Annotated in this window: 18 protein-coding genes; 9 read left to right on the plus strand and 9 right to left on the minus strand. The window is 59.3% G+C overall.

The genetic code is table 11. The features are described 5' to 3' along the window. Positions 1-302 precede the first annotated feature (302 nt). The 5 genes from era to AB4Y89_RS10990 form a co-directional block, all read right to left on the minus strand. Positions 303-1,313, minus strand: a complete 1,011-nt coding sequence (era, locus tag AB4Y89_RS10970; protein ID WP_442300969.1) for a GTPase Era — start codon at positions 1,311-1,313, stop codon at positions 303-305. Between the two features lie 2 nt (positions 1,314-1,315). Beyond that, complete coding sequence (locus AB4Y89_RS10975; RefSeq protein ID WP_442300970.1) at positions 1,316-2,647, minus strand: hemolysin family protein; 1,332 nt, start codon at positions 2,645-2,647, stop codon at positions 1,316-1,318. Next, on the minus strand, positions 2,644-3,096 hold the full coding sequence (gene ybeY / locus AB4Y89_RS10980; RefSeq protein WP_442300971.1) for an rRNA maturation RNase YbeY: 453 nt from the start codon (positions 3,094-3,096) through the stop codon (positions 2,644-2,646). The genes AB4Y89_RS10975 and ybeY overlap by 4 nt, the downstream gene beginning before the upstream one ends. A gap of 62 nt (positions 3,097-3,158) precedes the next feature. Beyond that, entirely contained in the window at positions 3,159-4,196 is a 1,038-nt protein-coding gene (locus AB4Y89_RS10985; protein ID WP_442300972.1) for a PhoH family protein, read from the minus strand. Positions 4,197-4,439: 243 nt separating this feature from the next. Continuing rightward, on the minus strand, positions 4,440-7,844 hold the full coding sequence (locus tag AB4Y89_RS10990) for a carboxypeptidase regulatory-like domain-containing protein (RefSeq protein WP_442300973.1): 3,405 nt from the start codon (positions 7,842-7,844) through the stop codon (positions 4,440-4,442). 187 nt (positions 7,845-8,031) lie between these two features. Between AB4Y89_RS10990 and AB4Y89_RS10995 the strand changes: the two genes are divergently transcribed. After that, the gene (locus AB4Y89_RS10995) at positions 8,032-8,235 is read left to right on the plus strand and encodes a hypothetical protein (RefSeq protein ID WP_442300974.1); all 204 of its coding nucleotides are present in this window, start codon (positions 8,032-8,034) and stop codon (positions 8,233-8,235) included. Between the two features lie 45 nt (positions 8,236-8,280). Continuing rightward, on the plus strand, positions 8,281-8,667 hold the full coding sequence (locus AB4Y89_RS11000; protein ID WP_442300975.1) for a c-type cytochrome: 387 nt from the start codon (positions 8,281-8,283) through the stop codon (positions 8,665-8,667). A gap of 360 nt (positions 8,668-9,027) precedes the next feature. On the opposite strand, the gene AB4Y89_RS11005 is transcribed toward AB4Y89_RS11000, so the two are convergent. Next, entirely contained in the window at positions 9,028-12,243 is a 3,216-nt protein-coding gene (locus AB4Y89_RS11005) for a vitamin B12-dependent ribonucleotide reductase (protein ID WP_442300976.1), read from the minus strand. 433 nt (positions 12,244-12,676) lie between these two features. Next, the gene (locus AB4Y89_RS11010; protein WP_442300977.1) at positions 12,677-13,885 is read right to left on the minus strand and encodes an MFS transporter; all 1,209 of its coding nucleotides are present in this window, start codon (positions 13,883-13,885) and stop codon (positions 12,677-12,679) included. A gap of 63 nt (positions 13,886-13,948) precedes the next feature. Between AB4Y89_RS11010 and AB4Y89_RS11015 the strand changes: the two genes are divergently transcribed. The 3 genes from AB4Y89_RS11015 (at position 13,949) to AB4Y89_RS11025 (ending at position 15,954) form a co-directional block, all read left to right on the plus strand. After that, positions 13,949-14,437 (plus strand): heme-degrading domain-containing protein, encoded by a 489-nt coding sequence (locus AB4Y89_RS11015; protein ID WP_442300978.1) that lies wholly within the window; start codon positions 13,949-13,951, stop codon positions 14,435-14,437. 434 nt (positions 14,438-14,871) lie between these two features. Beyond that, positions 14,872-15,357, plus strand: a complete 486-nt coding sequence (locus AB4Y89_RS11020; RefSeq protein WP_442300979.1) for a hypothetical protein — start codon at positions 14,872-14,874, stop codon at positions 15,355-15,357. A gap of 96 nt (positions 15,358-15,453) precedes the next feature. Continuing rightward, positions 15,454-15,954, plus strand: coding sequence for a hypothetical protein (locus AB4Y89_RS11025; RefSeq protein ID WP_442300980.1), 501 nt, complete (start codon positions 15,454-15,456; stop codon positions 15,952-15,954). A gap of 144 nt (positions 15,955-16,098) precedes the next feature. Here AB4Y89_RS11025 and AB4Y89_RS11030 read toward each other — a convergent pair whose 3' ends face one another. Continuing rightward, positions 16,099-16,497, minus strand: a complete 399-nt coding sequence (locus AB4Y89_RS11030; RefSeq protein WP_442300981.1) for an ArsR/SmtB family transcription factor — start codon at positions 16,495-16,497, stop codon at positions 16,099-16,101. Positions 16,498-16,575: 78 nt separating this feature from the next. Here AB4Y89_RS11030 and AB4Y89_RS11035 point away from each other — a divergent pair, with 78 nt between their 5' ends. The 4 genes from AB4Y89_RS11035 to AB4Y89_RS11050 all read left to right on the plus strand — a co-directional run bounded on the left by AB4Y89_RS11035 (position 16,576) and on the right by AB4Y89_RS11050 (position 20,288). Continuing rightward, positions 16,576-17,388 (plus strand): arsenite methyltransferase, encoded by an 813-nt coding sequence (locus AB4Y89_RS11035; protein ID WP_442300982.1) that lies wholly within the window; start codon positions 16,576-16,578, stop codon positions 17,386-17,388. Then, entirely contained in the window at positions 17,385-17,849 is a 465-nt protein-coding gene (locus AB4Y89_RS11040; protein ID WP_442300983.1) for an arsenate reductase ArsC, read from the plus strand. Before AB4Y89_RS11035 ends, AB4Y89_RS11040 begins: the two co-directional genes overlap by 4 nt. Beyond that, on the plus strand, positions 17,846-18,556 hold the full coding sequence (locus AB4Y89_RS11045; RefSeq protein WP_442300984.1) for an aquaporin: 711 nt from the start codon (positions 17,846-17,848) through the stop codon (positions 18,554-18,556). Before AB4Y89_RS11040 ends, AB4Y89_RS11045 begins: the two co-directional genes overlap by 4 nt. A gap of 118 nt (positions 18,557-18,674) precedes the next feature. Beyond that, positions 18,675-20,288, plus strand: coding sequence for a VWA domain-containing protein (locus AB4Y89_RS11050; RefSeq protein ID WP_442300985.1), 1,614 nt, complete (start codon positions 18,675-18,677; stop codon positions 20,286-20,288). A 111-nt stretch (positions 20,289-20,399) separates the two neighbouring features. Here AB4Y89_RS11050 and AB4Y89_RS11055 read toward each other — a convergent pair whose 3' ends face one another. Then, entirely contained in the window at positions 20,400-22,955 is a 2,556-nt protein-coding gene (locus AB4Y89_RS11055) for a M1 family aminopeptidase (protein ID WP_442300986.1), read from the minus strand. Positions 22,956-22,989: the final 34 nt, after the last annotated feature.

Raw genomic sequence — 22,989 nt, forward strand, 5'->3', positions numbered from 1 at the left:
GCGGCTTTATCGCGAAGGGTGGGGTATCGAGCGAAGCTCGACCGCTTTTCCCTGTCCATGACTATGGAGCCGAGAGGGTAGTGACAGAGCAGGTTTCTCCGCGCCCTCTGGGCGCTACGAAATGACAACCAAAGAGATCGAGCCTGGGACGATAAAAACTGTCGCGCATAACGCGATATCCCACCCTTTGCTTGTCACCCCAGCCAGCGAAGCTGGCCGGGGACCCCGAGTCGCAAAGAATGGGGCAACGAGTTCGTCACTAAGAATGACAGTATGAAATAACCTGGAACAGAGTTATTCCGCTACTCTTCATTCGACTGCTTGATCGCCAGGTCCTCAAGCTGCTTGCGCCAGTCGAGATCATCGATAAACCCACGCGATGACCTCCATTCCGACTGCACCTTCACAAACAACTCCAGAAAGACCTTGCCGCCCAGCAGATACTCCATCTCCTTGCGCGCGGCAGTTCCGATCTGTTTCAGCATCGCTCCGCCTTTACCGATCAGAATCGCTTTCTGTCCAGCACGCTCGCAGTAGATCGCCGCGGCAATGCGCGTCGCTGCACCCTTCTTTACCGGCTCCTCAAAACGCTCGACGACAACAGCCGCGGCATACGGCACCTCTTCACCGGTAAAAAGCAGCACCTTCTCGCGGATCAGCTCAGCGACCAGGAAACGCTCGGGCTGGTCTGTGATCTGATTCTTCGGGAAGTAGCGCTCACCTAGCGGTAATACGGCGATGATGGCCTCGATCAACCGCTCCAGACCGTCCTTCTTCTTTGCCGAGATGGGAATCACCGCAGCGAAGTCATGTTGCTTTTGCCAGTAGGCGATCTGGGGCAACAATTGGTCGCGCTGCAGCTCGTCGATCTTATTCAGCGCCAGGATCACCGGGCAGTCCAGCTTTTTGACCAGGCCCAGCGTGAAGTTGTGCTCGTCCAGAGACAGCTTCGCCTTGCCGGTCACTTTTTCGCCCTCCTGCGGCAGCCGGTGAGTCACGTCTACCATGAAGATCACCGCATCGCGGCTTTCCAGGGCGTCATGCACCTCCTGCATCATGCGGCGGTCAAGCTCCGTAGAGGGCTTGTGAATTCCCGGCGTATCCACCAGGATGATCTGCGCCGCAGGATGGCCTGGATGGCGTGTTGTCTTCTTCTTGAGAGGGACCTCCAGCACCGCCTGAATGCGATTGCGTGTGGTCTGTGGTTTATGCGTCACAATGGCCAGCTTCTGGCCGAGCAGCGCATTCACCAGCGTCGACTTGCCGGCATTGGGGCGGCCGACGATGGAAACGAATCCGGAACGAATAGGCATCGCTATTGATTATCCGCCGTCTCGGGCGAAGCGGCCATCTGTACCTTCACACGCTGCACCCGCCGGTCGGTCGAAGACAGTATCTCCAGACGCAGCCGCCCGGCCTCCACCACCTCTCCCGAGTGCGGGATATGGCCGGCTAATTCGCTTACCAGACCGCCGACCGTCGTCGCCTCCACCGCGGAAGGTAGCTCCAGATCGACCGGGAGCTCATCGTTCTGGCTCTCAAAGAGCTCGCGCAGGCGCGAAACCTCGAAACGTCCAGGAACGGACCATCCCTCCTGCGGATTGCCGACCGGCTCATTGGTCTCTTCCTCGACATCGTGCTCATCCTCGATGTCGCCGACAATCGCCTCCAGCAGGTCTTCAATCGTGATGAGTCCCGCGACCGCGCCATATTCGTCCACCACGATGCGCATGTGCTGCTTGGCCCGCTGCATCTCCTTCAGCAGCTCGTTCACCTTCTTGGTCTCGGGGACAAACGCGACCGGCTTCTGAATACTGGCCACTGTCTGGCGGGCGGCCTCGGAGTCGGCCACGCCTAACAGATCGCGCGCAAACGCAATGCCGGTAATGATGTCGATGGATTCTCCATAGACCGGCACGCGCGAATACGCCTCTTTCGCCATCAGGCTTGTGAACTCGTCCAGGGTCATGGTGCCGGGAACGCAGAACATCTCCGGACGCGGCGTCATGACCGCACGCGCAACCTTATCGCCGAACTCCACGACGCTGCGCACCAACTCACGATCGCTCTCCTCCAGGATGCCCTCTTCCTTGCCGGCATCCAGCAGGGCGTCCACGCCCTCCGAGGAGTTCTCTTCCTCTTCCTGCTCCTCGGGCTCCGCCAGCGCAATGATTGAGATCAGCAGGCTCAGCAGACCTGTGATGGGCAACAGCGCCAGAAAGATCAGTACCAGCGGCAGGCGCAGCCGTGCGATCCACAGTCCCTTCGTCCGGACAAAGAGCAGATACGGGACCAGGCGGTCGAAGAGGATGACGATGCACACCAGCTCAACCGCCGTCATCGCGAAGTCAGGGAGACGGGGGCCATGCCGCAGGATCGGCAGCAGTGTCAGCGAGCTGTAAAGTTTGGCTCCGAACAATACAGCGATCGCCGTCAGCGTGATCTGGCGCAGCACCGAAGCCGAAAGCGCCAGCGTATCCCGGCCGAGAATCATCTTCGGCTCCGCCGCGCGCGTCCAGGCATCGACGTTTTCCTGGAAGTCGCGAGAGAGGAACTTACCCATCTCCGAGTACACGCGGTCGATGTAGGAGGCGAGTGTCTGTACCGCCAGCAACAGAAGCAGCGACCCTAGGGTCCAGTAGCTCATCGCCGGCCACCCTCGACGCGCGCAATCAAGCTGCTAGGCAACCGCAGCTTCGCTCGCAGGCGGGTCTCCTCGGCGGCCATCTCGCCGTTGTCGGTCTCATGGTCATAGCCGGCCAGGTGCAGCAGGCCATGCAGCAATAGCGTCTTAATCTCGTCCTCCAGGGTGAGGCCGAAGCGCTTTGCCTGCTTTGATGCGGTATCGAGCGAGACGGCCAGATCGCCTACGATTCCCTCAGCAAAATCGCCGGCGGGAAACGACAACACGTCGGTCGCCTTGTTCTTACCGCGGAAGTCGCGGTTCAGCCGCTTTACCGTCTTATCGTCTGTAAGCAGCACATCCACCTGGCCTTCCAGGCACGTAGCACGGCGTGCACGCAGCAGGTAGCGCGACAGGCGGGTTCGATTGATCTCCGCGGCAGCAGGCATCTCTTGTGGTTCGATGCGAATCATGCAGAAACAGGAAAGAGGGCGTAACGCCCTCTTTCCATGATGTTACCCGATTCGATGCCGTCCTACTGCGGCTTTGCGATTCGTTTGATCGGAGCGGCCGTCGACATCGGCTCTCCCAGTGGAGTTTCCAGTCCCAGCGGAAGCTCCCGCTGCTCCCGGCTGTAGCTGTCATAGGCACGCACAATACGCTGCACCAGGTGGTGGCGTACGACGTCCGCGTCTTCAAAGTGAACAAAACCGATGCCTTCCACGCCATCCAGCACCCGCAACGCTTCCAGCAGGCCGCTCTTCTTGGGATTCGGAAGATCGATCTGCGACAGGTCGCCGGTGATGATCGCCTTGGAATTGGCGCCAAGGCGGGTAAGGAACATCTTCATCTGCTCGTTGGTGGTGTTCTGCGCCTCATCCATGATGATGAAGGCGTCATTCAGCGTACGGCCGCGCATAAAGGCCAGCGGCGCAATTTCGATGACGTTGGTCTCCAGCATCTTGTCCACGCGTGGCGGATCCAGCAAATCGTACAGAGCGTCATAAAGCGGACGCATGTACGGATCTACCTTCTCCTGCAGCGACCCGGGCAGGAAGCCCAGGCGCTCGCCGGCTTCAACCGCCGGACGAACCAGGATGATACGGCTGATTCTCTTCGCCATCAGCGCGGAGACGGCCATAGCCACGGCAAGATAGGTCTTGCCGGTACCGGCCGGTCCGATGCCGAACGACATATCGTTCTCTTCAATGGTTTCAATGTACTTCCGCTGATTGGGCGAGCGCGGCTGCACCGTGCGTTTTACGCCGGTGGAGCGCTGCCGTCCGCTTTCGACCAGTCCGCGCAGGGTAATGCGCGGATCTGAGACAACCAGCTTCAACATGCCATGCAACTCCCCGTTCTGCAGGACAATGCCTTGATTGCAAAGCTGGTCGTAGTCCGTGAAGATCTTCTCGATCCGTTCAATACTCTCCGGATCCCCCGTCACCATGACCGCATCCGATCGCAGGTCAATGGCAACACGCAGGGCCTTTTCCATCAGGTGAAGGTTTTCGTCGCGGGTCCCGAACAGGGGCTCGATGTTGGGCGTAATTTCAAGCGCTTTTTTCATCAAGCAGTTTGCTGACCTCCGTCAGCAGATACGGCGGTGAAGGTTGACTGACTGTGAGAATTAGATGCCACATCCAGCCGCCGCGCTGCGCTTAGCGCTAACGGGAGCCGGACCGGGTTGGCGAGAGCTGCCAATGAAGTTGCGCAAAGATTAACCCCCGCAAAAACAGGAGTCAAGCGAAAAAACAGGCAAAAATGCGGCGTGCCCTGGTTGGGGCACGCCGCGGGGAGTCGTGTTTTCGTCAGGTTAGAAGTTGATACGGCCCGAAAGCTGGAGCTGGCGGTTCGCTCCCTGTCCCACTTGGTTACCCACCGTCGAGGTGAAGGTTCCGAAGTTCGAACCTGCCGTACCGGTGGAGTATGCCTGTCCCGGCTGTACGCCGTTGCTGATGGTCGTGGTGGCCGCATTACCGCCCGTCGGAATGCCCTGCGCCAGGCGGATGGTGCCCGGAACAGCGTAGTTCGGGTGGTTGAGGATGTTGAAGCCCTCGGCCTTGAAGTCAACCTTCACACGTTCGGTGATAGCGAAGGTCTTTTCCAGGGTCATATCGAGCTGAGCCAGCGAGGCGCCATTCAGGCTATTGCGGCGCAGCGAACCGAAGGTTCCAGGCGTCGGAATTGTGAACGCAGCCGGATTCAGCAACTGCTTGCCGACGTTGGTATATGGGTTGACGCCAGGCACCAGGTTCACGCGGCGAATGTTACGGGTGTTGCCGCCGCCCGGAACGTTGACCACCGCCGTGGTGCAGACGCCAGCATTCACGCTGGTGGTGCCGCTGGAGTAAGCCGGGCACGAGGAGGAGAGCACGGGCGAGGAGTAGACCTTGCCCGCGTAGGTACCGGAAGTCGGCGTACCGACGTAGGCGATGTCAGGACGGGTGATCAGAACATCGACCGGGAGACCCGAGCGGAAGTTCACGATACCGCCAATCTGCCAGCCACCCACCACCGCATTACCGATGCTGCCAAAGTCCATCGACTTGCCATGGCCGATCGGCAGGTCATACAGAACCGTCGCGTTCATGCTATGACGGATATCGAAGTTGCCACGGCCATACTCTGTATTGAAGTCGTAAGGATTCTGCGCCGTGCTGGCTTCGTTCGATCCGCTGGTCGTGCCAAGTTCCTTCGCCCAGGTGTACTGCGCACCCAGCGACAGGCCCTGACGGAAGCGGCGCTGCAACGTCGACTGCAGCGAGTGGTAATGGTTCGTACCACCTGAGGTCTTGTAGTCGATTTCGCCGTAGCGGCTGCCGAACTCACGTACCGCAGTGCCGGCGCCGGTCGAGGCATTGGTCGTCACGCTGGTGATGCGGTTGGTGATCGAACGCAGGAAGAGGTTCCGTCCCTGCGATCCGACGTAACCAATCATCATCTGCATCTGTCCCGGAAGTTGCTGCTGGATCGAGAAGGTGTAGGTCGCCACACGCTCCGGCAGGTGATAGTACGGAGCATACGCACGCGGCTGGAAGCCGGAGAGATTGTTGGCGTCAAAGCTCGACAGCAGGTTCGCCGTGTTCGCCGGATAGGGCTGCGCGCCGTTCGAGAAGCTGCGGCCTACGCGGTCGTTTGCCTCAGGCTGCACCTGATCTTCCGTCTGACCGGGGCCGAAGAAGATGCCGGCACCGACGCGGACCACCGTGTTGTTGTGCAGACCGGCGGGAGCCCAGGTCAGGCCCAGACGCGGTCCGAAGTTCTTCGTTGAGCTGCCAAACCAGCTCTTGTTGTACTTGGGAAACGCTGCGACGCGGCCGCTGGAGTACAGGGTAGCCGTTGTCATATCGAAGAAGACGTACTTGTCGTTTACTTCATGCAGGGGCTGGAAGTACTCATAGCGCAGGCCATAAGCCAGTGTCAGTGTGGGGCGGAGCTTCCACTCATCCTGACCGTAACCGATGTAGTAGTTCTGGCGCATCTGCGCATTACCGGAGATGCCGCTGAACGGGCTCGGAGCGCTGAGGTCACCATTGAACGCAGTCGTATCCGGAACATTGTTCACGAAGTTGCTGACACTGTTGAAGGTGTACTGCGTACCGCCGAGCTGGTCGTTGTAGATCTTGATGATGCGCGACTCAAAACCAAACTTCAGGTTGTGGTTTCCCTTGACGATCGAGAAGTTGTCGATCGGCGAGATGCTCCACGCGGTGTACGGTGCGCCACGGCCGGTAAAGCTCGAAGAGGTCGTAACCAGACCACCCGGCTTGACGGCATTGGCGATGCTGAATAAGCTGGCGCTCAGATCAGCATTGGGGCTCGGTCCGCTGACGCCGTTGACGCGCGTCTTGGCATAGTTGAAGCCCACCTTGGTCTCGTTGAACATCGAAGCCGAGAGCACCTGATTCAGCGCGATCACGCCGTTCTGCGGAACATACTTGTTCTGCGTCAGGCCCAGCGCCGGATCCTGTGTCTGGTTCGCCGTACCCTGGTCCCGATTGAAACGAACGTAGGAGGAGTACTTCTCATTGAAGTGGTAGTCAAAACGAACGGCCGCAAAGCTCTCCGTCAGCGAGAAGGGCACTGCGCGGCTGACCGAAACCAGCTCGCGTCCGGTGGCTCCATTGACCGTACCGTCCGTGAAGGTTGCGCCCGGCTGCTCGATCGCGATCGGATTCCGATCCAAAGGATAGGCGCCCACAACATTACGGATGGGTGAGTTGGTGGGAATGCGGGAGATGGTGTAGTTCGAGATCGTGTTGCCGGTCGAAGCGACGTTCCAGTACTGACGCAGACCTTCATACACGCCGAAGAAGAAGAGCTTGTCCTTGATGAGCGGACCGCCTACTGAGCCACCGAACTGATTCAGACGGAACTTCGGCGAGTTGTTGGCGACGTTTACCGCATTGAAGGTGTTACGAGCATCGAAGAAGTCGTTACGCAGATACTCGAAGACCGATCCGTGGAATGCGTTCGAACCCGATTTCGTCACGAAGCTGATCTGACCACCGGTTCCGGTACCCATCTCGGCGGGGTAGCTGTTGGAGTCGACACGGAACTCCTGGATGGCTTCCAGCGACTGCTGCAGACGGAAGATCGAGTTGGCTTCACCGTTCAAGTTTCCGGGGGCGGCGTCGATAATGGCAGTAGCTTCCACGCCATCCAGGCGAAGGATGTTCTGCTCTACGGCGCGGCCGGAGAAGCGGATCTCACCGAAGTTGCCAGAGCCGACGTTGGTCGCGCCCGGAGCCAGAAGGTAAAGCTGCGAAACCTGGCGTCCATTGATCGGCAGGTCTTCGATCTCGCGGCTGGCAATGTTGGCACCGATACGTGCCGAAGAGGTATCCAGGGCGACGAGCTGACCGGCATCGACCAGCACCGAGGTTGCGCTGCCGGCTACCGGCAGGCTGATGTCCTTCACCAGCTCCTGGCCGACGGCAAGGACCACACCCTTGGATTCGGCATCAGAGAAGCCGCTCGCCGTGACCTTCACCTCGTACTCAGAGGGCACGAGCGACGGGATGATATAAAGACCCGAATCGTTGGTCGTCACCGTACGGCTCTCACCGGTACGGATATTCTTCACGACTACGGTTGCGTTGGGAATCACAGCGCCGCTCTGGTCGGTTACGGTACCTACCAGACGGGCGGTCGTCATCTGGCCAAATGACGGGATACAGAAGATGGCAAGCAGAAGGGCAAGCCTGATGAGTTTCATATACCTTTGAGCTTCGCCAGCTCCGGTTACGACCCGTTAACGAAATCGTGAATGTTGCGTTAACAGAGCCAAAATCATTGGAAATTCTGCGTCTTCTGCACCAGATTGTGTAACCTCAAAAACAGTCATGCCCGTCAAGTGCATCCTCAGTTGGAGTGGCGGCAAAGACTCTGCCTAGGCCTTAAAATTGCTGCGCGAGCAGGGTGAGTGGCAGGTCGGAGCCCTTCTTACGTCGGTCAACGAACATTTCCGGCGCATCGCCATCCACGGCGTCCGCGAAGACCTGCTCGACCGCCAGGCAGAAGCCGCAGGCCTCCCTCTCTGGAAAGACCTGCTTTTGGGTTCGCCAGTTACCTTCCCCACACCACCTCAAAAATCTTCTTCCCTCTAAACCACAACCCAGCGTACGATTCTGCCGCCTAATTAGGAGGCTCGAATGCTGAAGCCTTTCTTTGTTCTACCTGCCCTGGTGGCTCTGGCGTTTCCACCACAGCAACCCGTGCCCGCAACTCCCGCGCCTGCAACCGGGAACATGACCAACCGCGTCAAGCCCACAGCCGAGTCTCAAGCCAAAGCCAAGAAGATGTACGGCTATGACTGCTCCATGTGCCACGGCCCAACCGGAGACGGCAAAGGCGACATCGCCATGAAACCGGCTCCGAAAGACCTTACCGACTCCTCATCACTCAAAGACATGTCCGATGCCGACCTCTACGCCATCATCAAAACGGGCAAGGGCCAGATGCCTGGTGACGGCGACCGGCTAAAGGATGACGAGCTCTGGAACATGGTGATCTACGTGCGGTCGCTGGCGAAGAAGTAGCTAGAGCATTTTCCCTGTTGCTGGGTGTCCCGAAAGGGCGTGCAGCGGCGTTTTCATTACGGAAAACGCCCACAGATGCGGAAACCCTACTCTACACCTACAGGAAAATGCTCTAACGCCACTGTGGTCCTTCGCGCGTAGCGTGAACGGATTTGCCCCTTGAGGAGATCATGTCTAGAGCATTTCTCCTGTTGCTGGGTATCCCGAGAGGAGCGTGCGGCGGCGTTTTCATTGCGGAAAACGCCCATAGAGGCACTAGCCCTGCACTACACCTACAGGAGAAATGCTCTAAGGCAAAGCCCCGCCTGACGGCGGGGCTTTCTGTTTTTGCGTGAAGCGCATTTGCCTGGACGGCCAGTCCTAGCTGCAGCCGCTCGTCGAACCGCAGCTCATGCAGCGATAGCAGCTACCGTTGCGCACCATGATGGCTCCGCAGGTGGAGCACGACGGGGCATCGCCCATGTCGTACATGCTCTTCATCGCATCGGCCGCGTGAACGGTCTTCGCTATGCCGCGGTCTTCCACGCCATAGCTCGCCATGGGAACGGCACCGGTTGCCGTCGGATCGGGAGCAATGCCCTCGATCGGAGGCGTGGTACGCGGACCATAGACCTCAGCCGACAGGCTCGGTACTACCGTGGCCTGCTCGCCTTCGATCGCTCCTGTCACCGGCACAGCCTTCGCCGGAGCCAGGCCCTGGAAGAGGTCAAGCTGCTGCCCACTGAGGAAGCGGAGCTGCATCCAGCGGAAGAGGTAGTCCATGATCGACTTCGCGTAGCCGATCTGCTCGTTGCCCGTCCAGCCCGAGGGCTCGAAGCGGGTGTGCGCGAACTTCTCGCTCAGCACCTTCAGCGGCACTCCATGCTGCAGCGCCAGTGAGATTGCCGTCGCGAAGGAGTCCATCAGGCCCGAAACCGTTGAGCCTTCCTTGGCCATGCGGATGAAGATCTCGCCCGGAGCTCCATTCGGATACAGACCGACCGTGATGTAGCCCTCGTGTCCGGCGATGGCGAACTTGTGCGTCACCGAAGCACGCTCAGCCGGCAGACGGTGCCGTACGGCGCGCGGCGGTGCCGTGGCGTCGGTGGCATCGGTATTCTGGTTCGACTGCGCGATGAGCTGCGCCACCTGTGTCTCCAGCGTCGCGATGCGGGCTTCCTTCGCAGCAACAACGGCTGGGTCGACAACCGGCTCAGCCGTAGCGTTGATGGCGGCAGTCGCCTTGTCGGCGATGCCCTCCTTCTTCGCCTTGCCATCAGAGGCAGAGACGTTCAGCGGCTGCGCTCCCTTCGAGCCGTCCCGATAGATGGCCACGGCCTTCAGGCCCTGACGCCAGCTCTCGATGTAAGCCTCGGCGATATCGTCCGCCGTGGCGTCGTGCGGCAGGTTCACCGTCTTCGAGATTGCGCCTGAAAGGAAAGGCTGCGCCGCCGACATCATCTTGATGTGGCCCATGTAATGAATGGAGCGCGTGCCCTTGGCCGGCTTGAACGAGCAGTCGAACACCGCCAGGTGCTCCGGCTTGATGCCAGGCGCACCTTCGATGGTGCCGGTCGAGTCGATATAGCTGACGATCGAGTTCACCTGGTCGTTGTCATAGCCCAGCTTGAACAGGGCCGACGGAACCGTGTTGTTCACGATCTTGATCATGCCGCCGCCAACCAGCTTCTTGTACTTCACCAGAGCCAGGTCAGGCTCAATGCCGGTGGTGTCGCAGTCCATCATGAAGCCAATGGTTCCGGTCGGGGCAAGCACGGTCACCTGGGAGTTGCGGTAGCCGAACTTCTCGCCGTGGGTCAGAGCGCCATCCCACGAGTCCTTGCTGGCCGCGATCAGCTCATCGAGCTGCGGAGCAACGAAGCCCTCTTCCGAGCTCTTCGACTTGCCGATCTCATTCACGCTGGCGCGGTGCAGACGGATCACATCCAGGAACGGCTCGCGGTTGACATAGTAGCCGGGGCAGGCGCCGCCCTCGCGGGTGGCGGACTGCGTCAGCGGAGTCGCGGCAGCCAGAGGCTGGCACAGCTCAGCCACGCGTGACGACTGCCAGTAGGCATCGCCGCACATGATGGCGGTTAGCGTCGCGGCAAAGTCGCGGCCGGCATCGGAGTCATACGGCAGGCCAAAGGCCATCAGCAGAGCGCCCAGGTTGGCGTAGCCAAGACCCAGCGGACGGTAGTCATGCGAGTTCTTCGCGATCGCCTCAGTCGGATAACCGGAGTTGTCGACCAGGATCTCCATCGCCGTGATCACCGTGCGGATCGCCGCGCGGTAGGCCGAAATATCGAACTGTCCGCCCGGCGTGAGGAACTTCAACAGGTTGAAGCTGGCCAGGTTGCAGGCCGAGTCATCCAGGAACATGTACTCCGAGCAGGGATTCGACGCATTGATGCGCGCCGTGTTCTTGCTGGTGTGCCACCGGTTGATGGTGGTGTCGTACTGCATGCCCGGGTCGCCGCACTGCCAGGTCGCCTCGGCGATCTTGTTCATGATGTCGCGGGCGCGATACTCCTTGACCGGCTTGCGGTCCTTCACCGTCACCGTGGCGAACTGCCCATCGCGCTCCACCGCATGCATGAACTCGTCGGTCACACGCACGGAGTTGTTCGCGTTCTGGAAGAAGATCGAGGAGTACGCCTCGGAGTCCGGGCCGGAGCCGTCATAACCGGCCTGCACCAGCGTCCAGGCCTTGGCTTCTTCCTTCTGCTTGCACTCGATAAAGTCCACGATGTCCGGGTGCTCCACGTTCAGGATCACCATCTTCGCCGCGCGGCGGGTCTTGCCGCCGGACTTGATGACGCCGGCAAAGGCGTCAAAGCCGCGCATGAAGCTCAGCGGACCGGAGGCGGTACCACCGCCCGACAGCGTCTCCATGGAACCGCGGATGCCCGAGAGGTTCGATCCCGTGCCCGATCCCCACTTGAAGAGCATCCCTTCGGTCTTGGCCAGCGTCAGGATGGAGTCCAGCGAGTCATTCACCGCGTTGATAAAGCAGGCCGAGCACTGTGGCTTACGGTAGCCGGTCACCGAGAACTCAATGGCGCAGGCATGCGGATTCCAGTGCCAGTTCTGCGCGTCGGAGTTCGGCTCCAGACGGTCGCAGCCGACGTTGAACCACACCGGCGAGTTGAAGGCAGCCTTCTGCTGGATGAGCAAGTGCGCCAGGTCGTCATGGAAGACAGCGGCGTCTTCGTCGCTGGCAAAGTAGCCGTCTTTCATGCCCCAGTCGCGGATCGTCTCCGCCACACGGCTCACCAGCTGGCGCACGCCCGTCTCACGCTCCGGAGTTCCGAGCTGGCCATGCAGATACTTGCTGGCGACGATGTTGGTCGCGGTCATGGACCAGTCAGCGGGCACCTCGACGTCCTTCTGCTCGAAGATCGTTTTGCCCTTGAAGTCCTGAATGATGGCATCGCGCTTCTCCCAGACGACCTCGTCATAGGGGCTGACGCCGGGCTTGGAGAAATAGCGCTGCCAGGTCAACCCAGGGGCAGACTTGGTGGAAGATTTGGTTGCAACAGGGGCCGAGGCGGCGACAGAGTCAGCGACAGCAGCGGCCTTACGATTTTCAGCCATAGGGGAACTCCTAGGAGACGTTTTAGATGTTCTTGTACAGATCTTGGGACTGCTCGCTTCCGTTATTTCTTAGCGACTTGCCGGGCCCCTGAAAAAGGAAGCAGATGTGAAAGTAACGCTCTCTGTAGGGCATGTCAATCGGCATATACAATCTATTGTAGTTGCTTTGTGAATACCCTGCGAATCGCGGCCCGAAATGACCCAGGGCTCGAAATCAGCCCAAATTCGCTGTGGAAGTTCGGAAAGAGCCACGCCAGAAGCGAAGTTTACAGTCCGGTTAACACCGCACTCGGGTGAGATTACGCCTGTTGCGCCTTCGGAAAAGGGGTCCTTTGGGTGGAAAAGTGGCCCGGCTGACGCTATTCATGCACTGGTGCCAGGTGTCCCTTGGGGACATGGTTTTCGCACCAAACGCGAATACCTGTTTTCTTCCCTACCGATGAGCCTCAGCCCGTCGCAGCAACTGCCACAGCGCCACACCCACCGGCGGACACAGACTCACAATCCACAAGGTCGCCGAGTAGTGTTTCTGATCGAACAGGCGGCCCAGCCAGGGCAGCAACAATCCCGTCAGCAGCGCCCAGCTCGAGATCGAGAATCCAGCCAGAAAAGCCGCATTCTGCTTGGGCTGCACACTGGCGCCATCCGCCAGGGCAAAGACGACGAATCCGCCGGCGAAGAACATCTCCAGGAAGAAGAGCGTCAGCACCAGCGGCACCGAGGTAAACATCGGCACCACCGTGATCAGGAAGCTGGCCACCATCAGGAAGAGAAAGACACCGAACGGCCGCGAGGTGGTCCGGCGGCGGCGCAGATCGCTCAAGCGACCGAAGACCAGGTAGCCCACCTCCCAGCCCGCGGGAGGCACCCACAGCAGGTGTCCCAGAGACGCCTGCGAGACGTGCAGTACCCGCGACAGGTACAACGGCGTTGCATACAGCCCAAAAGCCAGTGGAGCCGCTCCCAGTCCATAGATCGCGGCCGTAGCGAAGAGATCGCGGTTCCAGCGGGAGACGGGTCTAACCGCCTCGTCCACCGGCTGCGCATGCTTTGGAGGGTAGATACCGGCGATCCGCAGGCCGAGCCACAGAACCAGCCACAACGCTCCGACGACGGCGGTAAAGACAAAGGCAGCGCGCCAGCCGTAATGGATCGCCAGCGGCGTAACGATCAACGGAGTCAGGGCCGCGCCCAGGGAGCCTCCGCTGTAGGCCAGGGCCAGACCGAACGACCGCTGCTCCGCCGGGAGGGTTTCGCTCACTGTCTTCAGACCGGCAGGAAAGGTCGCTCCCTCACCGAAGCCAAGCACGCCGCGGAAAACGCTCATCGTCAGCAGGCCGGTCATCATGGCATGGCTACCGGAGGCCAGTGACCACAGCCCCACGGCCGCAAAGCAGGTCCAGAACAGTCCCTTGCGGTCCATCACCCATCCCCAGATGGGGTTCGCCGCCATGTAGCAGAGCGAGAAGACCAGGATCGCCTCGCCGTACTGCTGCGCCGAGAGATGCAGATCGGCAAGAATGGTCGGCGACAGGATCGACAATACGCTGCGGTCGACATACGAGATGAACGACAGCAACAGCATGGCGATGGCAGGCAGCCAGCGGCGCACGGGACTGGAAGCGGGGGCAGGTACAGCCACGCCGGAAATCCCAGGGCTGAGGGTCGTTACACTGTCGGGCACGAGATAACTTTATAGGAAGCTATGACACTCGACGACGAGATCCGGATCATTACCGAGCAGGAAGCCGCTTTGCAGTTCTCCACCTTCAACGCCGATACGGCCTGGGAGCTGGGCAGCCGCCTGCGCACTCTGGTCGCAAAGGACAGCCGTCCAACCGCCTTTGGCATCTGGATGGGCGGTCAGACGCTCTTCTACGCCGCGACTCCCAACGTGGCTCCAGGGAACGAAGACTGGGTGCGCCGCAAGCGCAATACCGTCGTTCGCTTTGCCAAATCCAGCTTCCGAGTCGGCAAGGAACTGGCAAGGCAGAACACGACCCTCGAAGTGCGCCAGGGACTCACGCTCGCCGAGTACGCCGCACACGGCGGCGGATTCCCTCTCACGCTGCGCGGCTCAGGCTGCCTGGGAGCCATTGTCCTCAGCGGCCTGACCCAGCCGGAAGACCACGAGACGGTTGTTACCGCGGTGGCGGAGATTCTCGGCGTGACCGCCCCCGGTCTGGAAATATAGACAGCCCATACACCGCATAACGAACCCACACACCGGGTGCCCCATTCACGTGGCGCGTGAGAGGGACATTCGAGCGAAGCTCGAACGGCCCTCTTTGCCTTTTGTCATTTCGAAGCGACCGGGGTGAAGCGCAGCGGAGAAATTTGCTACTCTAACGCTTTCTCTTGCCCTGGTGCACCACCGGCGTTCAGTTGGGTATCGCGCAGCGCGCCCTCTGCTATACGAGATTACGAACGACTCTCAGGAGCATTCGAAAGATGCGTGGGGCTTATTGCCGGGGTGAACCGTTGGACGTCTGAAGCCACGGTGCTTTATAAGGAGAGCAGTCTCGTCAGACCAATCCGGGCTACACCCGGATACGATTGCAGTCAATTCGTCTTCCCCCTTCTGCTTCCTACCCAATCCATTGAATAACGCAACTGTGGAGATCCGTTATGACCGAAAACATTCCCACCCCCAAGAACACACTCGATGCCGCTCTTGCTGGTTCGATCGGCACGCCAAGCCTTCCGGATGGACTCGCCATGATTCAGAGTCTCTACGACAGCCTAACCAAGTTCAGCTACGAAGGAATCGAAGTTCCGGCTTATCTGGATGGAATCAAGACGTATTGCCACGAAATCTCTCAGATCATGGCAACTGACCCACCAGCCACTGCGCCAGGGTTCAGTACGATTCAGGGCATCTGTGGCGTAAATCTGCTGCTCGCATCCAGCGAAGACGTTAGGGGGCAGATCCAAGCGATCCTGTCTGTCTGCATTGCGATTCTAAATCCGAGTGCATCAAGCCCTAAGCAAGGATTCACCGCGATCCAGGACATGTGCAACAGTCTGCTGCCCGAATCGAACGGATCCATTTACGGACAATTGCAAATGATACAGGGTGTCTGCGAGAGTGTCTTGCCGATCCTGAGTTCTTGAGGAGAGTACCCCCAGATACCGTCGCCTATACGGTCACCTTCTTTCTTCCTGCATCCGCTACCCAAGCCAACCGTGACGTAACAGAGGAGTTTTGTCATGACCGAAAGTACTCAAAGGCCTGCTGCCCAGAACGCAACAGAAAATTCCAGCCCAGCCACAACTTCCAGTGCGCTGAACATTCCCCCAGGCTTTGCGGATGGGATATTCATGATTCAGGGCATCTGCGCAAATCTGCCCTCGGCAGGCAACTACGCAGATTCGGTTAGTACGATTCGGTCTGCCTGCGACGCGATTGTAGCTACCTTCACCTCAAGCACTATAAGCGTGCATCAAGGGACGCTCGAAATTCAGGACATTTGCAAAAGCCTGTTGCCCAGGGTCAGCGGAGACTTTATCGGGCAAATTCAGACGATTTTATCGAGCTGCGGCGCGATCTTAAGTACCTATTCGCCGACCCCATCCAGCTTTGAGCAGGAGATCAGCTCGATCGAGGACATCGCGACTCGTCTGCTTCCTGAGAGCGAACTCATCAGCATGGACGTTTTCAGTCAGTTAGCGTGCATTTCATCGACTTGCGAAAATATCACAGGATCTTAGGACCTGCTAACACTACCAGGGCGGGCGGCATTGCCAGCGAAAATCGGTCCAGACAAAACTTCTTCCGAAGGCTCAAAGCGGATCCACAGTCAAGGACTAGCATGAAGAATGGGCCGATTTTCGCCGTACGGTTTAGGGTCGGCGTCACGCTTGAGTTCGCGCCGGCATCGGCGCACCTTCCAGCGTGACAAACTTCTGCGGAGAGCAACAGGCCATCTCCAGATGCCGCAGGTCCGCCTGCATCTTCCTGTCATCTTCCAGCGCCCGCAAGGCCGCACTCAGCGCCTTCCGAAGATCCTTCTCCTCAGGCCACGCGATGCTGTAGTGCACCCACTTGCCCTCTTTGCGAGTCGCCACCATGCCCGCGCTTCGCAGATACGCCAGATGCCGCGAGATCTTCGGCTGCGGCTCTTTCAGAATCTCCACGAAGTAGCAGACGCAGACCTCCCGCCCATTCAAAAGATTGAGGATACGCAGGCGCGTCGGGTCAGAGAGCGCGGTAAAGATCTGCGCCAGTTGCTCCGTTCTCCCTTTCGTCGCCATGCGAAATTCATTATATCCGTCTTGACAGATATGCCCTCACCAGATACATCTGCTTAAGCAGATATGTCAGGAGGATCTATGGATACCATCTCTGCCGTGAAGGACAAATACGGCGCTCTGGCGCTCGCCGTCAAGCAAAACGAACCCGCGTGCTGCGACCCGCTGATGCAGTGCTGTGACCCCATCACCCGCAATCTGTACACGGCAGATCAGCACGGCGTTCTGCCTGAGAAAGCTGTGCTGGCCTCTCTTGGCTGCGGGAATCCTACGGCACTGATCGATCTCAAGCCGGGTGAGACTGTCCTTGATCTCGGGTCTGGCGGAGGCATCGATGTATTGCTCTCAGCGCAACGCGTCGGCCCTACCGGCAAAGCCTACGGCCTCGACATGACCGACGAGATGCTGGAGTTGGCGCGCGAGAATCAGCAGAAGGCAGGCGTCACCAATGTCGAATTCCTGAAGGGCAATATCGAAGCGATTCCCCTTCCAGACGCAGGTGTAGACGTCATCATCTCCAATTGCGTGATCAATCTCTCCAGCGATAAGGACCGCGTATTGCGGGAAGCCTTCCGTGTCCTCAAACCTGGTGGCCGCTTTGCCGTCAGCGACGTTGTTGTTCGTGGACAGGTACCGGACGAGATCCGGCAGAGCATGCTGCTCTGGGTAGGCTGCATTGCCGGAGCCCTGGAAGAGCGGGAGTATCGCGGGAAACTCGCTGCCGCAGGCTTCACCGGTATCGACCTCGAAATCACACGCGTCTATTGCATCGAAGACGCCCGTCACTTCCTCACCGAAGCCGGTGTCGATGTGGACTCCATCGCCTCGCAGGTGGAAGACAGGTTTGTCAGCGCCTTCGTGCGTGCCACCAAACCAACGGAAGCTCTCGCATGATGAATGTTCTTTTCCTGTGCACCGGAAACTCAGCCCGATCCATCCTTGCCGAAGCCTTGTTAAACCATCGTGGAGCCGGCCGTTTCCGCGCCTTCAGCGCCGGCAGCCAGCCGGCCGGCCTGGTGCGCGAAGGCGCATTGCGCCAGCTCCAGAGTGAAGGAATCTCAACCAAAGGCTTGCACAGCAAGAGCTGGGACGAGTTCGCACAGCCCGGTGGGCCGCAGATGGATATCATCCTCACCGTCTGCGACAACGCTGCGGCGGAGCCCTGTCCCTTCTGGCCCGGCCATCCCGCAACCGCGCACTGGGGCCTGCCCGATCCCGCAGCAGCAGAAGGCAACGAAGAGGCGATCGCTCATGCCTATGCGGAAGCCTTCGCCACACTCGATCGGCGCATCCACCGTCTGCTCGATCTGAAGACCATTACGCCCGAAGCTTTATCCGAAGCAGGTTCTTTGTGAGCTCAACTCTCGGCCGCCGCGCCGTCTCAGAATTCCTCAGTACCGCTCTTCTGCTGGCCGTCGTCGTTGGCTCCGGCATCATGGGTCAGCGGTTGACTCAGGGCAATGAGGCAATAGCACTACTCGTCAACTCGCTGGCTACAGGCGCAGGTCTGGTTGCACTGATCCTCACCTTTGGCGATCTTTCGTCTCACATGAATCCGGTCGTCACCATGGCAGCGGTCCTCGATCGCTCACTGCCACGCGGACACGCCGTCCTCTACGTACTTGCACAGATCGGAGGCGCCTGCTGCGGCGTAGTTCTGGCGCATGCCATCTTCGGTGTGCCTCTGCTGCAGCATGGAACCCATATCCGCAGTGGACCGGCCTTGCTGCTCTCGGAGTTCGTAGCCACCTTCGGTCTTCTGATGGTCGTGCTCAGCTGCTCTCGTGTACGTCCGGCAGCAACTCCCTATGCCGTCGGCGCATACATCACTGCCGCGTACTGGTTCACCTCATCGACCTCCTTTGCGAACCCCGCAGTAACCGTTGCCCGATGCCTGACCGACACCTTCGCCGCAATTCGCCCGGCCGACGTTCTTCCCTTCATCGTTGCTCAGATGGTGGGAGCGGTGGCAGCTCTGGGCGTGCAGCAGTGGCTTTTTCAACCGTCACCGGTATCCGTCACTCCTTCCCAAGAAGAAGAGTTCGTGGTTTCAAACACCTAGCCAACAATTCGTCGCCTTCTCTTGTCCCGACCGCAACCTCTGCCCAGCTTTCGTGTCATCTTCAGGATGCCGCCGTTCCCCTGGCGGCACTCGGCAACACACGACAGAGGTGACACCGATGCGACCGATGCTTTGGGCTGCTGTTCTTGCAACAGCAGCGACGATCTCCGCGGGGCAGGAGCCCTCCGGTACCAACACGCAATCCACTCAGGAACAGACTCCATCCACGCAACAACCGGCGCCCCAGCCTTCTGCCGCTGGGCAATCGCCGTCTTCGCAGCAAGGTCCGGTCACTGCCCAGCAGCAGAACGGCGCCTACACGATTCAGCGCAATGCGCGTCTGGTGATCCTTGATGCCGTAGTCGTCGATAGCAAGGGCAATCCCATTCCAGGCCTGAAGAAGGAAGACTTTTCTGTCTCCGAGATGGGCGAACCGCAGACGGTTCTGAATTTCGAGCAGGCAGGCGCGACCATTCCGCCGCCCTCTGTCACCATTAACTCGACCGGTGAGCTTGATAAGCTGACGCCGCGCGCGCCTGTAAACATCATCGTTCTCGACGAGTTCAATACGCGCTTTGAAGACATGGCCTTCGCGCGCTACTCGCTGAAAAAGTTCATGGAGAAGCAGCCGGACAAGCTCGAGGTTCCGACCATGCTGCTGGCCGTAGACCTGCAGCACTTCACCGTACTGAAGGACTACACCCAGGACAAGCAGGCTATCCTGCAGTCCCTGGACAAACACTTTGTCGCGTATCCATGGCAGACACATAACTATTCCTGGATCGGCGAACGTTACGCTACCGCCTTCATCACCCTGCGCCGCGTTGCGCAAGCCACCACTGGTCACTTCGGCCACAAGAATATGATCTGGGTCGGCCGTGGCTTCCCGCCCTTCAACTTCGTCAATGCCCCGGTCGATCAGCAGCACCGCGTCGATAACGCGATCCAGGACGCGGTCAACACACTGCGTGACGCGCGCATCACGCTCTACACGATCGATCCGGCAGGTGTGATGGCGGATCCCGGCAAGTATGGCAGCGCCGCCGCGTTCAACGATCCGCTGGGCGGCAACTACCAGTTCTCCGCTCTGGCAAAGGCAACTGGTGGGRCCGCGCTCTATGGCCGCAATGATGTCGACACCGAGATTGGAACTGCCATCAAAGACGGCGCGACCTTTTATACCCTCACCTACCGGCCGACTGACACCTCGCGTGACATGCAGAAGTTCCGCAAGATCGTGGTCACCGTGAATCGTCCAGGAGCAAAGGTTCTTACCCGCGAAGGCTACTATCTCTCCTACGGTCCGGGCCGCGTGGATCCTACGAATCCCTCTCGGCGCCTGGTCTCAGACCTGGTGGCCGCAGAAAACAGTCAGATGGTTTACGACGGCATTCCTGTAACACTGGAAAAAGATTCGACTGAGGCAAACACGTACCTGCTACACGTGGATGCACGCGGTGTCGCCTGGAGCTATGCCACCGATACAGAGCCGCGGCGCGCTGAACTCATCCTGATGTGCACGCAGTTCGACAAGAAAGGCAAAGAGATCGACCGTGACGCTCGCAGCATGAAGATCTCAGCCGGAAGCGATGCTCCCCCCACCGGTCCGCTGGTGCGTCCACTCAACCTGCGTTACCACATGAAACGCAACGACAAAGCTGTGCGCGTCCGCTTCACATTGCGTATGGCCGCGACAGGACGTATTGGAACCGCTGATGCAGAGCTCAACTAGTTGAATAGTGGAATGGTTGAATAGTGGAATAGGTAGGGTTGCTAAAACAGTTGAGCTAGCCCCAGACACCATTCAACTATTCAACAAATCAACCATTGAACTATTCAACTATTAGTTCCTTCCCAGCCACCGTGCCAACTCGCCCTGCTGACTCTTTCTCAGGGCGATGCAGGCGTCGATCGACTCCAGCGATTTCTTCAGCGTGCGCTCGGAGGCATCGACCTTGTGTTCCGCAAAAAAGCGGTCTACCTGGATGCGCTCATCCTGCGTGCAGAAGCTTCCTACTGCCGACACGATGCGTGCACCGGAGCTTTCTGTAAGCGTCGCCTGCACCTGCTTCCAGTTCTCCTGAATGAAAGCCCACGTCTGTGCATGCGTCTCAGGACGCGAGAGCAGAATCGCCAATAGCACCCAGCTATCCTGCGTCCGCACCTCGCCGGAGATGGCGTACTTCAGCGTCGCCTCCACCAGCGCCGGATTAGTGAACCGAGCCAGCGTATGCAGGAAGTTGGTCTTCAGACCAGGATCTTTCACGATCTGCGAGGCCTTCCGTATCTTCTCGTAAAGCGATGGATCTCCGTTACGCGCTGCGATGGCCAGTGCGGTACCGGTCATCGCCGGATCGATCGAGAGCTTGCCACGGAAGAGCTGATCCATGAAGCCGTTCGCCTCGGCGATGATCGCTTTGTCACCTGCAAAGCCCAGCAGACCAAAGAGCGTAGCCCGCAGGCTCTGTTTCTCAAAGCTGTCGTGCTTCGATGGCTTCCCCAGCGCATCGTAGACCGGACGGTACTGCATGCAGATCCAGTCCTGCAGCCGTGCGCGGTCCTCGTCCGAGACGATGCGGGCATCCACACCCAAAAGGCCGCCGGCTGCCGTCTCCAGAACCGCCGCGCTGTCGTCTTTCTTCACCATGCGCAGCAGGTTCAGGTAATCACTCACCTGGATCAGCCCTGCACGCATCAAAGCCTCACGCTCTCCCAGAAACAACATCCGCTCTGCCGGAGAGAAGCGTGTCTCCATCAACTGCAGGATGGTGCTGTACTGCTGCTGCGAATAGGTCGCGCGATAGTAGCCGGTCGCTCCGGAGTTCGCGAAAAAGAACGGCTCCGGGATCGTCGTACTCGCGCCATCCGGCTCCATCACGCGGCAGAGATCGGCGGCGACACCCTTGAGGCACGTCGGTACGTCCCAACCCTGCGTCTGCTCTGTCTGCGACGCACGCATTGTCAGCGGTGAGAGATAGAAGCGGCTCTGCGATGCGTCCATTGCCTTGTCGGTAAAACGCAGTAGTGGCACGCCGCGCTGGCTGATGAAGCTCTCCATGATGCGATCAACCGGCTGATGACTCACCTCGGTCTGTGCTGTCCAGAAGTCCTCGGCAGTGGCATTGCCATAGAGATGCGCTGCGAGATAACGATGGACTCCCTGGCGGAAGACCTCGGGGCCGACGTAGTGCTCCACCATGGCAAGCACAGCGCCCGCCTTGCCATAGGCGATGCCATCGAACATCTCGTTGATCTCATCAGGCGTATTCGCTGTGGCGCGGATAGGCCGGGTCGCGGAGTCTGAATCGTAGTTGAGCGTTTCGTTGAGCTCGGCCGCGCGCTCCTGCTGCATGTTCCACTCCGGATGCCATGCAGCCAGAGGCTTCTTCTCCATCCACGTGGCGAAGCCTTCGTTCAGCCACAAATTGTCCCACCACTGCATGGTTACCATGTCGCCGAACCACTGATGCGCCATCTCGTGTGCTACCACCTCGGCGACATTCTTCTTCGCCGGGACCGATCCGTTCTTGATGTCAACCAACAGATCGGTCTCACGGTAGGTGATGCAGCCGAAGTTCTCCATGGCGCCTGCCTCGAAGTCCGGCAGAGCGATCATGTCGAGCTTTGGCATCGGATACGGAATACCGAAATACTGGTTGTAGTAGTGCAGGATGTATTGAGCCGCATCCACCGCATACTTCGTGTACTTCACCTTGTCAGGCGTGGAGCAGGCGCGGATGGGCACGCCATCCGCCTTCCCGGTAGAGCAGGCAAACTCGCCAACCAGAAACGCCACCAGGTACGTGGACATTTTTGGCGTCGTCGCAAACTTCACGCGATGCTTCTCGCTGCCGAACGGAGTATCGCTGACGATCTGTGTATTCGAGATCGCAGTATCGCCCTCGTCGAGCACCAGCTCAATATCGAAAGTCGCCTTCATCGCCGGCTCGTCGAAGCTGGGAAAGGCACGCCGCGCATCGGTCGGCTCAAACTGGGTCACGCCATAGCTGCGTTGCTGGGTCTTCGAAAGATAAAAGCCACGAAGCTTATCGTTGAGGATGCCCGTATACCGGATCTGCAACGTAACCGGCCCGGCGGGCAGGGCATGCTCGAAGGTAAACGTCGCCTGTTCTTTCGCGTCGTCCAGCGACACCCCGGCAACCTGCCCGGCAGCGCGTACGGACGTAAACGTGATCTCCGCAGCATTCAGCGTGATCTCTGTCGCGGGAGCATCCAGCGTGAGATCGATGCTCTCCTCGCCCCCAAAGGTCGCTGCCTTCAGGTCAGGCGTGATGGTCAACCCGTAATGCGTTGGACGGGCATTCGACGGGAGACGCTGAGCCTGTGCAGAGGTGATGAAAGAAAGTGCTGCAACAAAGAGGGAAAGCCAAAATCGCATCTGTTAAATGAAATGACGATACTAAAGATCGGCA

Origin of the sequence: Terriglobus sp. 2YAB30_2, from assembly GCF_052114765.1 — a bacterium.
Lineage (GTDB): Bacteria > Acidobacteriota > Terriglobia > Terriglobales > Acidobacteriaceae > Terriglobus.

Coding starts and splice junctions, on each gene's coding strand:
- era (WP_442300969.1), bottom strand. CDS start 1,313: ATGCCTATTCGTTCCGGATTCGTTTCCATCGTCGGCCGCCCCAATGCC.
- AB4Y89_RS11005 (WP_442300976.1), bottom strand. CDS start 12,243: ATGGCTGAAAATCGTAAGGCCGCTGCTGTCGCTGACTCTGTCGCCGCC.
- AB4Y89_RS11020 (WP_442300979.1), top strand. CDS start 14,872: ATGACCGAAAACATTCCCACCCCCAAGAACACACTCGATGCCGCTCTT.
- ybeY (WP_442300971.1), bottom strand. CDS start 3,096: ATGATTCGCATCGAACCACAAGAGATGCCTGCTGCCGCGGAGATCAAT.
- AB4Y89_RS11040 (WP_442300983.1), top strand. CDS start 17,385: ATGATGAATGTTCTTTTCCTGTGCACCGGAAACTCAGCCCGATCCATC.
- AB4Y89_RS11035 (WP_442300982.1), top strand. CDS start 16,576: ATGGATACCATCTCTGCCGTGAAGGACAAATACGGCGCTCTGGCGCTC.
- AB4Y89_RS10975 (WP_442300970.1), bottom strand. CDS start 2,647: ATGAGCTACTGGACCCTAGGGTCGCTGCTTCTGTTGCTGGCGGTACAG.
- AB4Y89_RS11000 (WP_442300975.1), top strand. CDS start 8,281: ATGCTGAAGCCTTTCTTTGTTCTACCTGCCCTGGTGGCTCTGGCGTTT.
- AB4Y89_RS11030 (WP_442300981.1), bottom strand. CDS start 16,497: ATGGCGACGAAAGGGAGAACGGAGCAACTGGCGCAGATCTTTACCGCG.
- AB4Y89_RS10990 (WP_442300973.1), bottom strand. CDS start 7,844: ATGAAACTCATCAGGCTTGCCCTTCTGCTTGCCATCTTCTGTATCCCG.
- AB4Y89_RS11055 (WP_442300986.1), bottom strand. CDS start 22,955: ATGCGATTTTGGCTTTCCCTCTTTGTTGCAGCACTTTCTTTCATCACC.
- AB4Y89_RS11015 (WP_442300978.1), top strand. CDS start 13,949: ATGACACTCGACGACGAGATCCGGATCATTACCGAGCAGGAAGCCGCT.
- AB4Y89_RS11025 (WP_442300980.1), top strand. CDS start 15,454: ATGACCGAAAGTACTCAAAGGCCTGCTGCCCAGAACGCAACAGAAAAT.